Annotated in this window: 13 protein-coding genes; 6 read left to right on the plus strand and 7 right to left on the minus strand. The window is 54.1% G+C overall.

The genetic code is table 11. From position 1 onward, the window contains the following. Positions 1-31: 31 nt before the first annotated feature. Positions 32-2,716, minus strand: a complete 2,685-nt coding sequence (locus D8S85_RS21765; protein ID WP_240648845.1) for a hypothetical protein — start codon at positions 2,714-2,716, stop codon at positions 32-34. A gap of 688 nt (positions 2,717-3,404) precedes the next feature. Here D8S85_RS21765 and D8S85_RS22080 point away from each other — a divergent pair. The 4 genes from D8S85_RS22080 (at position 3,405) to D8S85_RS21780 (ending at position 4,822) form a co-directional block, all read left to right on the plus strand. Further along, complete coding sequence (locus D8S85_RS22080; protein ID WP_259300732.1) at positions 3,405-3,539, plus strand: hypothetical protein; 135 nt, start codon at positions 3,405-3,407, stop codon at positions 3,537-3,539. A 312-nt stretch (positions 3,540-3,851) separates the two neighbouring features. Continuing rightward, a complete protein-coding gene (locus D8S85_RS21770; protein WP_240648848.1) occupies positions 3,852-4,058 on the plus strand; it encodes a hypothetical protein in 207 nt (68 codons plus the stop codon). A gap of 150 nt (positions 4,059-4,208) precedes the next feature. Beyond that, positions 4,209-4,466 (plus strand): hypothetical protein, encoded by a 258-nt coding sequence (locus tag D8S85_RS21775; protein ID WP_240648851.1) that lies wholly within the window; start codon positions 4,209-4,211, stop codon positions 4,464-4,466. 38 nt (positions 4,467-4,504) lie between these two features. Continuing rightward, positions 4,505-4,822: a hypothetical protein gene (locus tag D8S85_RS21780; RefSeq protein WP_240648853.1), complete on the plus strand. Its 318-nt coding sequence runs from the start codon at positions 4,505-4,507 to the stop codon at positions 4,820-4,822. A 109-nt stretch (positions 4,823-4,931) separates the two neighbouring features. Here the strand turns inward: D8S85_RS21780 and D8S85_RS04065 are convergent, their stop codons facing one another. Continuing rightward, positions 4,932-5,882, minus strand: coding sequence for a hypothetical protein (locus D8S85_RS04065; RefSeq protein WP_240648856.1), 951 nt, complete (start codon positions 5,880-5,882; stop codon positions 4,932-4,934). Positions 5,883-5,955: 73 nt separating this feature from the next. On the opposite strand from D8S85_RS04065, the gene D8S85_RS21785 reads away from it, so the two are divergent. Next, positions 5,956-6,255, plus strand: coding sequence for a hypothetical protein (locus D8S85_RS21785; protein ID WP_240648858.1), 300 nt, complete (start codon positions 5,956-5,958; stop codon positions 6,253-6,255). Here D8S85_RS21785 and D8S85_RS04070 read toward each other — a convergent pair. Genes D8S85_RS04070 through D8S85_RS04080 form a run of 3 tightly spaced genes read right to left on the minus strand, consistent with a single transcriptional unit; the run spans position 6,247 to position 11,096 of the window. Further along, the gene (locus tag D8S85_RS04070) at positions 6,247-8,517 is read right to left on the minus strand and encodes a hypothetical protein (protein WP_127074834.1); all 2,271 of its coding nucleotides are present in this window, start codon (positions 8,515-8,517) and stop codon (positions 6,247-6,249) included. The genes D8S85_RS21785 and D8S85_RS04070 overlap by 9 nt on opposite strands. A gap of 3 nt (positions 8,518-8,520) precedes the next feature. After that, positions 8,521-10,209: a hypothetical protein gene (locus D8S85_RS04075; RefSeq protein WP_127074835.1), complete on the minus strand. Its 1,689-nt coding sequence runs from the start codon at positions 10,207-10,209 to the stop codon at positions 8,521-8,523. Then, on the minus strand, positions 10,206-11,096 hold the full coding sequence (locus D8S85_RS04080; protein WP_127074836.1) for a hypothetical protein: 891 nt from the start codon (positions 11,094-11,096) through the stop codon (positions 10,206-10,208). Before D8S85_RS04080 ends, D8S85_RS04075 begins: the two co-directional genes overlap by 4 nt. A gap of 229 nt (positions 11,097-11,325) precedes the next feature. On the opposite strand from D8S85_RS04080, the gene D8S85_RS04085 reads away from it, so the two are divergent. After that, positions 11,326-12,510 (plus strand): ATP-binding protein, encoded by a 1,185-nt coding sequence (locus D8S85_RS04085; RefSeq protein WP_127074837.1) that lies wholly within the window; start codon positions 11,326-11,328, stop codon positions 12,508-12,510. A 38-nt stretch (positions 12,511-12,548) separates the two neighbouring features. Here D8S85_RS04085 and D8S85_RS04090 read toward each other — a convergent pair whose 3' ends face one another. Both D8S85_RS04090 and D8S85_RS04095 read right to left on the minus strand, forming a co-directional pair. Next, positions 12,549-13,874, minus strand: a complete 1,326-nt coding sequence (locus D8S85_RS04090; protein WP_127074838.1) for a hypothetical protein — start codon at positions 13,872-13,874, stop codon at positions 12,549-12,551. Then, a complete protein-coding gene (locus tag D8S85_RS04095) occupies positions 13,865-14,842 on the minus strand; it encodes a DUF6046 domain-containing protein (protein WP_117859797.1) in 978 nt (325 codons plus the stop codon). Before D8S85_RS04095 ends, D8S85_RS04090 begins: the two co-directional genes overlap by 10 nt. Positions 14,843-14,850 lie beyond the last annotated feature (8 nt).

Here is a 14,850-nt window from a genome sequence, read left to right on the forward strand (position 1 = left end):
AAGTATAGGGTGAAATGGCGAATTCCGGTTATTAACTGCTGTAATTTAATACCTGGTAGTGAAATGACGGGTAGTTGCAGCAAAGAAGGGTCAGTGAATCCCCTCTTTCCATGCCGTAGTTTGTCGTACCGCCATTATGGTTTCTCACGTTCATGATGTTCACACGTCCGCTTCTGTTATAGTTGTAGAACAGCGTGAACACGTAGGCGAAATCCGACGGAAGGCTCGAATACCCGAACATGCTCGCGACTGAAGATGCGCTCGGGAGGTTGACATTATAGGTGGCATTGGCATAGATGCAGAAAATGTTGGCGGCCGAGAAGTCAATGGTGTACCCGGAACCCGTAAAATATACGGTCTTCATCTTGATTCCTATGGCGGCAGACCCGACCAGCGAGGCATTGGACCACACGCCATAGTTCCTGTATCCATTCTTTACCTCGATATACAACCCGTAGTTGTTCAGGTATGAATTATACTTGTTGTTCACGATTCTGCCGGTGGCGCATGTGCCGCCGGTGGATGCCGGGAACGTGTTCGCCCCGAAAAGGACATAGGAAGTGGTATTTCCCACGCGGAACAGGTCGTTGTAAATGGCCAGGCCACCCCCGGAGCCGCTGCCCGAAGCGGTGGAGCCGATACGTCCCTGACCGATGGAAAAGCCCCCGATGGTTCCGGCGTTGGCATTGATCGTTCCGGTCATGGTCACGTTACCGTTTGCGTCCCACTTGATATTCCGGCTGGCAAGATACCCGGAACCGTCAGCGGCAAACGATATCTTGCCGCATCCGAAGACAGCGGACCCGTCGGTTTTCAATGCCCAATACTCCTTTCCAGTGGAGGGGTTGTCATGATAGATATATCCGGATGCCGCCATTACAATCCGGTGTCCGGAACTTGGAGCCGATGCCGTAAGCGAGCTGGTACCTAACGCCCATCCGCCAATCTTGCCGGCCACGGCCGTGATGCCAGTCCTGTCAAGGGTAACCTTGACGGAATTGCCCGCATCCCTGACCGATATGCTGCCGTTATAGGAACTGCCGCCTACCACCAGTGCGCTGTCCACGACTATCTGGTTCGCCTTTACCGTACCGGTATAGATACCGTTGGCATCGATGGTCGTGGTATACTTCTCCGTCGATGTCAGGTCGAAAACCGTTGCATAGGCCACATACCAGGTCAGCGGTGCGGAAGCCGTTCCCTGTGCCCCGTCGATATAGAAGAAATGGGTGGTGGAGAAATTCGAGGTTCCGCAGACGACCTTGTAGACATACTCTTTCCAGTCTCCCGTTCCGGCTGTGGGGGTGAGCCAGCGGCTTGATCCGCCTGTACCGATATTGTTGCTCGCCCAACAGATGTTGCGTCCCGTCGGTATCTTGGCGATGATACGGGCCACCAGCACCTTGCGTGAACTGCAAGTCGTTCCGAAATAGAATCCCCCGTTGCCGGGGCTGGCCGTACCCTTGGTCTGTATTTTCAGTACATACTTGCTGTCATTGGGGGCGGTCGAATTCTGCTCCCGGGTAATCGTCACCATACCGTTACTGGAATTGTTATAGATACCGACACCATTGTTCCCTTTCCAGAAAGTGGGGTCACGGTAAAGCATCTTGCCGAACGCCATGGCCGAGGCGAGTTCCTGGGCGGTCGTAATGCCGGTCGTCCACTGTGCCGACACGGAAGAGGCAAAGGTGACGGAACCGGAAGCGTTCCATGAGATATTGCCGCCCGCAATCTGCCCGCTGCCGTCGTTGTTCAGTTTCCATTTTGTACCGTTCGTGATCGAACCGTCCGAGCCCAACGAGATGTTGTTCTTCCAGATGTGGTTATGGTCGAATGCCCACCCTGCAATGCGGTTATAGACCTCCTTCGCTCCGCTTTTGGTATAATTGGCCGACAGGCAGAAGTATTCCAGATGGTCCCAGGACATCATCTGTATGCCGATGAATCCGGTCTTGACCGTATTCCCGCTTGCCGCAATCTGTCCGAAGACAATATGGCCGGCATTGCTGCTCTGATGCCAGGTCAGCGTAATGCCCAATGGTTTGTACCCTCCCGTGTACCAGTAACCGCTTCCGGCTGATGCCGAGCGGATCTGCAAGGGTATGGCACCGGCTGTTCCGACACTGCCGACGGTGATGTTGTCGCTCCCGATGGTAAAGCCCCCGATTTTCCCCTTGGTGAAGGTACAGCTCAGACCGTTGATATAGGCCGTATTGATGATCGAGGATTTGATACTGGCCGCATCGAGCTTGGAGGCATTGATACTGCCCGCCGCAATACGGTCAGCCGAGAGTGTCCCGGCCTTGATGCTGGATGCGTTGATGCTGACGGCATTGACCTGCGCCGCCGTCAATGTTCCGGTGTAAATTCCCGTAGAGCCGATATAAGTCAACGGATGGGCGGCAAGGGTACTGTCGCTGCCTTGCGCCAACGCGATAAAGCGCCTGCGCCGTATCTCTTCCTCCACGGAAGCGGTCAGCGTACGGGGGGCCGGGGCGTTCGCTTTCGTGGAACCGCTCTGGAAAATCAAATCCGAGTTATAGGCTATCTGGGGGGCCGCCGGTATGGGGGACGGACTCATGGCACTGCTGACAATCGGCTGGTCGGAATAGATATGGTAGACCGCACCGCCTGTCCCGCCGCCACGCAGGAACACGGCGAACATGCAGCTGTTGCCGCATAGGGCAGCCCCGGCAAACATGCGGCAGTACATCTCGGAAAGCTCATAGATGTCCCACGAATAGGCAATACCACCCCAACCGCCGAAGTTGGCTTTGATAAGCAGGATCAGTCCGCCTTTATGGGTGGAGGTGTTCCAACTGGCAGGAGCCTGCTCGCTGTAACCGCGACGGATCAGGATATCGCGCTTGACGGTTTGCTCGCCGCCTTTGAAAATGACCGGATAATATACATTTTCCTCTCCGTTGATGACGATTTTGTGGTAGTAGGGATAGCCGTAATTTGATTTCTTGGCCGCCTCTATGTCGTTTTTCCACAGCAGGGAGACAGCGGAGGAAAACGAGACTTTCCCGGCCGCATCCCACGAAATGTTTCCGGAAGCGACCTGTCCGCTGCCGTCATTGTTCAGTTTCCATTTGGTACCGTTCGTTATCGAACCGTCGCTGCCCAACACCACGTTGCCTTTCCGGATGGAGGACACATCTATCGTCCATCCGGCGATATTGTTCTGTGAGCCGAGACGGGCGATACATGCCCCCGCGCTGTTGGTCGCGTACAACCCGAAATCGCTGTCGCTGCCATAATACAGCTGTACCCGCTGTCCGGATGTCGCGCTGGAGTTCAAACCATAGACCACCACGCGCCTGTTCCCGCTGTCAAGCAGGATATGGCTGCCGGTCAATGCCGCCGCTCCGATTGTCCAGCCTCCTATCTTGCCTTTGGTGACATTCAGCGTAAGGGCTTCGATGTTGCCTGCCGTAACCAGCGAGGCTTTCACGCTGGCCGTATCCAGTTTGGAGGCGTTGATGCTGCCCGCCGCTATACGGTCGGCGGAAATGGTGCCGGCAGTAATCTGACCGGCGGTAATGCTTCCGGTATAGATGCCCGCTGCGGTGATTTTTGTCAGTTTGGGGTAAGTGCCACCGCCCAAAGCGGTGGTTATGGAATCAATCGGGGCTGTCCATTGAAGGGAAACGGAAGCGGCGAAAGTAACATTTCCGGAAGCGTCCCACGCGATGTTGCCGCCCGCCACCGCACCGGCTCCCGTCGATTCAAGACGCCATTTATAGCCACGGATACCCGTCGAGCCGACAGTCATCGAACCGGATGCCGCCGTATAGGCGTTGGCAACATTCTTTTTCGTACCGCGATAGATGCTGTCGCTGTCGATGCTCCATCCTCCGATGGTTCCCTTGGTGGTCGTGAGGGTCAGGGCATTGATGTTTCCGGCCGTGATGAGCGAGGTTTTCAGGGAGACCACATCGATACGCGAGGCTGAAATCGTGCCCGAGGTGATTTGTGAGGCGTCGAGATGCAACGCTTTTACGGTATCGGCGGAGAGTTTTCCGGTAAAGATGCCGTCCTTATCGATATAGGCCGCACCGGCCCAGTTCAGGCTGACATCAGCCCCAAACTCGATCTTACCGGTGGAAGCGTTGTATTTGATGGACTGGCAGCCGTTTCCCAACTGCACATTGCCCCCGTTGTCCACATAGAAGGTCTTGTAGCCGTCCTTGAAGCCATAGATGCCGTTGACAGTTTCGACAGTTACCGTTCCGGAAGCTGTCTTGACGGAAAGCGGGAATGAACCGATGGCGATACCGGAAACGGTACCGTCACTGTTCTTGGTACCGGCAAACAGTTTCGGGGTAATGACCGTATTGCCATTGATGAGCGTCTTGCCCGTATTCCATTCCTTGACCCAGTCGAGCATGGCGGCGTCAGCACCGTCTTTGCCCGGCGTACCGGATTTGGCCTTTGACCAGACGAAAGACAATGTATAGGTAGCTCCGGATATGATGACGGGAATGGAAACCGTACCATGGTCGGCCAGCGTGGCCGTACCCGCCGCAATGCTATAGGTAATGGTCTTGTTGCTGTTGTTGACGGATATGGAAGAGAACCCGGCAGGTTTGACAACCGGTCCGATGGAGAATCCGTAAAAATCGGAATCCCCGAGCGTTACCTGGATGGTGGAAGTGACGGATATGGCGGAGGGGATCTTCCCGTCCGCATCCGCAGGGAAGACATATTCTCCGAGCGACTGGCTGATGGTATAGCCGTCTTTCTGTATGTGGATTGTCGCCTGCCCCCGGGCGACCAATGTCTTTGCCATATGAGCTCTTTACGGAAAGTATAGGATGAAAGAATGGTGGCAGGTTGCCGTCACAAATAAGAATGTTGCCATTCAATAAATACGGCGACCGATTCGCACCGGTCGCCGTCCATTAAAATCAATAGCGTTTCTGTTATTTCGATACCTCGCACATAAGTACGCCCTTGCCGGTCACATCCGCTTTCGATACGGTGATGGATTTTCCCGTATAGGTCTTTATGACCGATGTTCCGGCCGAGTTCCACAATTTCCATGTATAAGTGTAGGCTGTGCCGTTCGCATCCAGTTCCTCTCCGTTGCGGTACAGTACCGCCTTGGCGTCGACATCGTTGCCGTTGTTCTTTATCGTGAACCCTTTCTGGCTGACAAGATCCACCGTGATGGGGTCCGACATGTCCGTGAACGAGATGATGTCGCAGACTACCTTGTTTGCCGAACTGTTGCCTGCGGATGTATCCGTATCCTTGATGGCGCATTTGAATGTCTCGAAATTCAGCACGGCATCTGCCGTAATGGTAATCTCGTTCGTAGTCCAACCTGCCGTCACTCCACGGGGATTGGTGGAAGTCAGGCAGGCCCATCCGGCACCCAGCATTGCATTGTAATACGGACAGGATACCGGACTGCCAGAAGCACTGGTCCCCGTAAGTGCCGAAGTCAGCGTTACCACTTTGGTTGAAGCGCTTACCGCCGATATGGTGTACTGCACGGAACCGATAGAGATTTTACCCCCGGCTTCCATATTGGCGACGGAAGCGACGGTAACGGTGTTCGTGCCGGTTTTTGCCTCGGCTGTAAGGGTCGTGTTGGCGAATACCGCGGAGTCCTTGATGCCCCAGGCATAGGTCACATTGGTCGTATCGATAGTGGCGCCCCGCCACAGGTCGCAATGCGCCTTGAGCGTAGCCACTTCATCGTTCTTGAAGACAATGCCGTCGGGAGCATAAGCCACGGCGGCAATCATCGCTCCTGCGTTCAGATGCTGGGTGAACTGTACCTCCGCACGGAAAGGAATCTCCAACCCGTTGGCATCGATGTAGATTGCCTCGAAAGTATACCGTACCTGCGGGACGGAAACGGTCATGTGGTTTGCCTTGACGGTCAGGGCGTATTTGGCGGAAGCGGCGCCGATCGTGCAGCTGTCCTGTCCTGAAGTTATGACCGCGCCGTCCTTGTACCATTTGGCGGAGCCGCTCTTGACACCGGCTGTCAGTGTCGCCGCATTGCCGACGGATGAGATCTGGTCTACGGCCGCCTTGCCGCTGACAAACAGAGAAGGGGTCAATATCAGATACGGGGATGCCGCCCACGAGGGGGCATACGCGCCGGTATCCTTGTTGAACACCTGGGTCAGCGGTTGCGAGGAACCGATAAACGCCTGTAAGGAGACAGCATCATTCTGGTCAATGATGGTGACTTGTCCGCGTGCTACTTTGATTGCCATATGCTTATTGTAATGTTGTCGATATATTCACTTCGCAGTCGAAAACGGCCTTGCGCCATACGTCCCCGCCGGTTATCTCTATCTCCTTGCCGTAATGCGGTGCGGCGTTCCATATCCTGTCGCTCTCCGTATCGCGGCTCGTCCGTATCCAGCGGAAATTGCCGTCGGGAATGAGCGGTGTAATCTCTTCACCGCCCCTGTACACCCTGGCACGGAGCACCGTCGAAACGATTCCGTTGCGGAATGTCGTGCCGTTTTCAGACTCTACATAAACAGTATAGGAGGGAGATCCGTCGTAAAGTTTGAAAAAGGTATGGGTCGCACTGATTTTTTCATTACAGTATGTCGCCGTGTAGCGGAGGGTCAGCACGTCGCGTCCTTCCCAGCCATGAAACAGGGGTGTCATTTCAAATACGGCGGCATTGCACCCGGCATCTTTCCATATGCCGTCAGCGGCAAGGTATTCCCACTGCCGGCTTTCCGGCTCGAAATTGTATTCGGTCGCCACAAGCGGGATATTATCCGGTTCGCATGCGCCTGAAAGCTCGTCCGTGAAATGGAACGCCGTGCCGCCTGTCAGGGAGACGGAACGGGGCTTGAGCAGTTCCTGCGCCTCCTCATCGAGGTCTTCCCAACGGATGGTCACATCGCGCAGTTCGATGCTGTCCTTGTCCCACTTGAAACACCCCGAAGCGAAATGCCCCGTCCCGTCCGGATTGATGACGAAAGAACCGTCCCGTGAAGCGATCGAGCCGTCTTCGTTCAGCCGCAACAGAGGATTCTGTATGGTACCTCCGATACCTCCCTTGTTGAACCAGGCTCCGTAATCGTCCGTGTAGGACAAGGCTTCATCAGTCGCCTGATAGGGGGTCACGTTCTTTCCGGCCTCCAATTGGGGGGCGGACAACGACAAGGGGGCGGAAGCGGCAATGCCGAGATACATGACCGGTGAATCCGACTTGCGTATAGGGAAAGGGATACTATGGCGTATCCACCCTTTGACAGCGGTCGCCGTCCGCTCTCCGACAAGGTGTTCGTCCTGATAGAAGCGGACAGTCGCCGTCTCTTCCGTTTTTATCCAGACCGAGAAGCAATAATAGATTCCGGCATGAGCCTCCCGCCATGCGGCACTTTGCATGGTAAGGAGACTCTCTTCCGTTATCCGTATGCACCGTCCGAGTCCGGCGGGAGATGTTTCATCCAGTTCTTCCGAATGGCTGAACCGGCAGGACAGGCTGTCGGGTATGACATTCTTATGGATTTTGCCCACATAGAACGTGCTTGAAAAACCGTTCCCGTCTCCTGCGGTAAGCGTGCCGGCTATATTGACATTGCGTGTGGCATAGAGATTCTGGAAATAGGCCCCGTAACCGTCCAATATACCGAAGACCGGATCGATGATGCCGCTGACCTTTCCCACACGGACCTTGCTCGCCTCGCTGAAGGCGGATACGGACGCAAGACGGACAATGTTCAGGTCGGCGATTTCGCACCAGTCCCCCTCGGCGGTCAGGCTTGATGTCAGGTCAAGAAACAGGCTCCGGCTGTACTGTGCCGGGTAATCCACCGTGATGACCCATAATTTGTACTCCCAGTCCCGGTCGATGGAGATTACATCTTCCGCATCCGTCTTTTCACGGTTCGTATAGCCGAACCGTATCGGTACGGAGTCCGATGCTTTGGAGGACCTGGCCTTGAACGATACCAGCAGGCGTTCCGGATGCCCGACCGGTTCTTCCAATGTCAGTATCAGCCCGCAAGATGCGTTTCCTGCCGGTTCCGCGTTGCGGATAATGCGGACAACGCGTGTCGCTTCCGAATCGGCATCCGGATATTCCGTTTGCAGCATGCTGCCATAAACGGCGTACCTGGACTTGTCCGGCACTCCCGCCATGCCTCCATCCATGACGGGATAGCACAGGGAGCGTTCGGTCGCCATGCCGTCGATGACATCCATATAGGGTGAATCGCTGTCAGAAGCCGTCAGGTACAAGGCCCCGCTGCGTGCCGTATCCAGCAGGTTGGTAACCCGCACGAAGTCCAGCAGTTCACCGCCCTGCGGCTCGTCCCCGTCCAGTAATGCCCCGACGAAATAAGGGGCGTTCCTGTCCCCGACAAGCTCCGTTCCGGTTTCTGTCACGCACATCAGCGAATAGACGGTACGCTCCCGTTCGGCATATTGCCTGCGGATGATATCCCCGGCTTGCAGTCCCTGTGTCTTCTGCGAGTCGGGGGCGATACGGATCTTGTATGTCGGATAACGGAATACGGACATGGATTATGACAGTTTTTCCACGGTGTCCCCCGAACAGCTGTCGCTGATCCAGAAGGAACCGTTGGTTACCGAAGTCTTTTGGACCTCGAACTCATAGGCGCGGAACTTACGGCGGGCCACCACTTCGTCGAATGTGGCGGAGACGCCTCCTGTCGTCCGGTTCCGACGGATAGCCCATCCGCTTCCGGAAAGGCCCGAGGAAAAGAACTCCGAAGAGAGCGACCCGGTAAAGACGCTGTTTCCGTAATGCCGGATACCATCCTTCTCCGCTTGCAGGCGTAACGCCTCTGTCAAGTATAGGGTTCTGTCAGTAATCCGGGTGGGCGACGCATGGATTCCGATATGCCCGGCTGCTTCCAACGGAACGCCGACCGTAACGAAATCGGCATCGGTGCGGATATGGAACGATTCGCTGTGACGGTTCTGCGGGGCATAACAGCTCACGGACGGACGGTGTGAAAAATCCGTGCTGTGAGGGATAGCCGTCCTTGCGTCCTCTTCCTCGTAGATTACCTCGGAAGAAAGCGATACGCGCTCCCTGTCGCCTGTGAGCATGAATCCCTCTGCCGTGCCCATCCGCAAGCGCTTGTGGATAACGATACCTTCATCGGAAGTGTCTACCCGGTATGAGGAGAGCAGGTCGGCGCCGTAGTTGTGGCGGACAGTCAGCGAGCCCGGAAAACAAGCCTTTCCGTAAGGGGAAAGCATCAGACACTCGCCGTCCACGTCTGATATGCCGGAGAACAGGCGTATCTTCGGGGTATGGTCGCCGCCTAAAAGAAGGTCACCGCCGATACTCCCGAACTGTATCTTGTCCTTGTCGGTACGCAGCAGTACGGGAACATCTCCGATCCGGATGCCGAACCCGTCCAGGAACGAGAGGAATCCGCCGAGCGCGACATCCTCTTCCGAGAACGAAAGCAGACATTTCCCTTTGTCGCCCAGTTCCACGCTCTGCAGGGCTTTCAGCCCGCCGTCCATGACCGTACCCCCTCGCACTGTCAGATTCCGTCTCACCATGCCGTCCCGCATCGTCCAATCCGCCGTGTCCGTATTGGCGTTGCCACGATGGTAGACATCCTGCCCGCCCACGGCCAGCCGTGTCGGGGAGATGGATATTCCTGTATCCTCGTCCCCGATAATCCATGCCCCTTTGGAATGTACCGTCGCATCCAGAAAGTCTATATGGGAGGCATTGATTGTAGCGGTGGTCTTGTCCGCGTCGTAACGGAGCAACTGCCTGCCGCCGATGTACAGGCTGTCACCCCCGACTTTCAGGTTACCGGTAATCCTGATGCCGTACTCGACGGCAGTTACCACACCTTCCGGATCGGTAATGTCCTGCGAATAGGTTTCCAGGATACGGGTGTTTCCAATGCCGGCTTCGAAGCCGTAATTGGCACTGAGCCTGCCGGTCATGTCACCGCCCGATTTCTTCAGGTAATCCAACAGCAAACCGCCGCTTCCGGAACCGCCTTCCCCCGCAACGGCTCCGGCAATGGCGGATGCAAAACCGTAAGCGGTATTCTTCAGTCTCAGGCTGGTCTCGTCGCCTTCCTCGATGCCGTAAGGATGCTCGTCGTCCTTTTTCTGCTGGGCATTGAAAAAGTTATGGTACAGCTGTGCGTAGATGGAATAGCACAGGCTCTCCTTGTCGAGGGTTTCTATATCGGGATGCAGTTGTACGCTCATTTGGTGTAGCTGGTCTTGGAAAGAAAATTCTGGATACGTGATGTCAGCGAGATGAAGTTCGGCATATTGATCGGCGACATTGTGCCCATCAGTGTGGGGGTCATGATTTTCGAACATTCCGTCAGGAAGTCGAGCATCAGCCGGGCAAGCTCATTACCCAGAACCAGCGGCTCGGTGGCATTTTCGTCACCGAGCGTCACCTTGTTGTCGGCAACGGCAACGGTCGTGGAATTGACCTTTTGCACCACTTTGTCCGCCGTCTGTCTGACTTCAGACTTGTCCACCGTATGCGTGATGCTTTCCGCATCGATAACGCTTGCCGCTTCCTTGTCCTTGTCATTTCTGACGGTTGTTGTGACGGCAGTCGGCGTATAGCGGGTGGAGGTCTCGTTGCCGGTGGCTTCCAATTCATCGTAGTCCGGGGAGGAATCGCTTTCCGGATCCAGCTCCTCCATTTCAGTCACGCCGATGACGGTTTCCGTGCGGGCATTGAGCCGCAGGATATCCACATGGGAGAAGTTAACCACATAGGCATAGCGGGTGGCGGCATCCATGAAGATGGTCACGTCGGAAAAGAGTACGGGTACGATCAGGAAGCCGCCTTCGCTGTTGGTGGCGGCCGAGAGCAGCACGCCTTTATGGATGACAGGTTCGGCGGAGGCCGTCTCGTCCGGGTACTCGCCGACATCGATGGTACCGCCGTAGTCGGAAAACTCCTCGTCCGAGGGGTCGTCGTGTATCTTGGCGACATAACCGTGTATCATGCGGGCCGTACCGATACCGGACATGCCTCCGGGAGCCAGGTTGATTCGTTCCATACTACGGCCGAGGGCTATCTTGCGGATAGCCTCACGGATAAGCAACTGGTTGGATTTGTCTGAGGACATGAGTTTTTTTTAAGAATAGGATACTGGAAGATAATTTGATTTCAGTCGATCATAAAAAACAAGAAGCAAACATATAATAGGATGATAAATAGACGGTTGCACTGGTTTGTTCGTAAAGAAATGAGCAGATTTCGGTTTAGATTTGAGTAAAACATATAATAGAATTGAGTAAAAATCATTGCTAATTTGAACATTTTATATACCTTTGTGCCGTAATATACAGTTGATTATGTACAAGAGAAAGCAATTTAGCGAATTACTATCCAGATTATCAGAGAGAAGGGATAAGATACAAGTAATTTCAGGGCCACGACAAGTGGGAAAGTCCACCATGGTCAAGCAGGTAATGCAAGAGGTGTCCATTCCGAATATGCTGGTTTCAGCCGATTCCGTACAAAAAAATAACACGACATGGATTGGTGAAATGTGGGATACTGCACGGGCGCGTATGAGGATGGGCAAACACAATGAATATTTGCTTGTGATAGACGAAGTCCACAAGTTGGACAACTGGAGTGAGGAAGTCAAAAAACAGTGGGATGCAGATACTTTCAATGATATAAATCTAAAGATCGTCATTTTGGGCTCATCCCGTCTGCTTCTCAAGGACGGGCTTACGGAATCCCTCGCCGGTCGCTACGAACTGATCCGAATGCCGCATTGGAGCTATACGGAGATGCGGGATGCCTTCGGGATGGATTTGGACAAATTCATCTATTTCGGTGGATATCCTGGCGGAGCCAGGCTGACGGCGAGCGAAGCCCGCTGGCGCCGTTACATAAAGGACAGCATCATTGCGCCTGCCATTGAACATGACATACTGATGACTAAAGTCATATATAAGCCGGAACTGATGAAACAATTGTTTGAGCTGGGGTGTACATATTCCGGGGAAGAGATTTCGTTGACAAAGCTGCTCGGGCAGTTACAGGATGCCGGTAACGTGACGACATTGGCTAATTATCTGACAACACTGACAGAATCGCAACTGCTTTGTGGCTTACAGAAATATGCGAATGACAATGCAAGAAAATACAATTCGGTTCCCAAGTTGATGGTGTTTAACACATCCTTGTTCAGTGCATTATCCGGAATTTCCTTCAAAAAGGCATTTACCACCCCTAAAATCTGGGGACGATGGGTAGAGAGCACTATCGGGGCACATATTCTGAATATGGCAGACGAGCAGGACTTTAAGGTCTATTATTGGAGGGAACAGAACGATGAAGTCGACTTCGTGATCGAATGCAACCGGCAATGTGTCGCTATCGAGGTCAAAAGCGGCCGTCGTACAACTAACAAGGGATTGTCTGTATTCAGTACTAAATTCCGGCCTGTACATTCATTTGTGGTCGGATCCGGAGGGGTGCCGGTAGAGGAATTCCTGTCGTGGGATCTCAATGTTTTCGATTAAATAATCCGGCTGCCCATACACAGCTACCTCATCGCAGGTTATTTTCTGATTTTGTAGGGGATTGACAACTGTTGCCTGTATCCACCCACTCCGAAAGTAGTCGTTACCTCTTCCACGAGATACACGCCGTTCTTGGAAGGATTACGGTAATCGATCAGTTCCACCTGTACGGCAGGCGACAGCCCGAAATCCCCGAATATGGTCACATTGCCGGTGATTCCGTTCATATTGTAATTCCGGAAGTATTCCGTCGTCTCTTCCACAAGCCGGTCGGAATTGATTCCGACATGAGGTGACATATACGGCACGATGGTATATGTGGACAAATCCACCTTGGTCCTGGTGTTTGCTCCCGATGCCGTCGTGTTGCCCGTTACCTTGTGTGTCTTCTTTGAAATCTGCGTGGCATTGACCGTCTGAAACTCCTTGCTGCCCGGCGTCGCCGGGTCGTATTCAGGATTCATGCGTACCGTCACCTCAAAGAATTTTTCATCCGTCCCGAGAGCCTTGCCGGTCACCGCCAGAAACTTCGGATCGGTCCTGACCACTTTCAGGTTGCTCTGCGCCACATGCTCGTTGAAGCATATCCTGTACGGTCCTGTCGATTCGTCCTCCGGAAATACCGGCTGTGCCTTGCTGGACGAATAAGGACGCCCGACGGCAATGGACGGCATCGCCCCGTCATTATCGGCATCGTATTTCAAAAAGCAGTAGACCTTGTACTTCGACCATTCGGAAAGGATATCCGCCACCGTGAAGTTGTCCGTGACCTTTACCTTGCCGATATGTATCTCAAACCGTTTCGTATCCGAGTGTATTCTGAATCCGGTATCTTTCAGGATATTGTACCTGCCTTCCAGCACTTCGTTTACCGTCGTCCCTTTCGCCGGGGTCTCGAAATGAGGTGCCTGTTTCAGTTTGAGCTTGTAGGCCATGTTCTCGCACTGGATTTCCAGCGTGCTGTCTGAATTGTAGCCGGTAATGTATCCGTCGAACATATTTTTCAGCACGCCGTTGTAGCCCAGCTTGATGTTGATGCGCTGTCCGACCTTGAATGTCGTCTCGTCGACCAGCCGCTGCGTGCTGCGTTTTTCGATGATGACACCGTCCTGCATCACCTCCGTCGTTATCCTCGACACGTCCTTGCCCTCCAATGTCACGTTCCCGATAATCGTGGAGCGGCATACCGACCCTTTCGGGAATATCACTTTGGCCGTTCCAATCAGCTTCTTGTAACTCTCGTTGATTTCGAGCGACTGTACTTCCGTAATCTCCACGCCGTTCTGTATCCTCATCGGATTGGACGGGTCGGCATCCCCGATGGTGATGCGGCAGCAGAGGATATCCATTGCAGCTATACCCATAGACGTGTCAGTTTAAGCAACGAGGCGGGGTCGATGACCTCCGTACCGAATTTAACATACTTGATCCACTTGTTCGTGTGCTTGATGGCCGTGTCCACCTTTTCCTGTTCCGCCAGTTTCAGTTCCACGGCTTCCGATGGCTCCACGGCGACACAGTTGAGCGAATACGGCTGCACGTTCCGGCAATCCGTAGGCTGTAAGGTATAGCCCTGTATAATCAACCGTGAAATGTTGAACTGGCGCAATACCGTGTTGTCGCAATCGATGACACCCTTGTATTGTACCAGCCTGATAAACTTGGACACTTCCGCCTCGGGATACACGTCCGGGTATTTGGAGGTGATCTTGCCGTTGATGGTAATCTCGAGGTCACCCCCGGATATATATTCCTTGCGGGTATAGTCCCGCCCCTGTACCCGGGTCAGCAGGATATTGTTCCGGCTGCTGACCTGTACCTGCGGTCCCAGGTCCACGAATGTCACCAGTCCATACCGGCTGTTCGGCAAAACCTTGCACTCGCTGTTGTCATAATACTTCCCCTCCTCTGATATGGACAGTTCCAGAAAATCCGCCACTGTCCGGCCGACGATGGAATCGGTATGGTTTTTCTTCTGCGCCACCGCCTGCTGTTCCCTGATGAGCTGGTAGTACTGTCCGGTCTTGTTCGCAAGGCTGGACTGCGACTGTGTCTGAAGATACTTGTCCCGCACCTGCTGTTCCCAGTATTTGAGGTATCGGGGATAGGAACGTAGCAACCCGTAAGCCGTCTGCGAGGCAACCTGTATGGCTGCCCGTTTGAGCAGGTCATGGTGCCTGGAGAAGTAATGTACCTGCCCGTCCTGCAATTCGGCAAGCCCCATGCCCAACGCCAGACGCGTGGCGTTGCTGATGTATCCGCCAAGCGAACCGTGGTTGAGTATGCCTCCGCTCAACAAAGTCGAGGCCGCGATTTGTATCAGTCTTCCCATAATCCTTT

Origin of the sequence: Butyricimonas faecalis, assembly GCF_003991565.1 — a bacterium.
Lineage (GTDB): Bacteria > Bacteroidota > Bacteroidia > Bacteroidales > Marinifilaceae > Butyricimonas > Butyricimonas faecalis.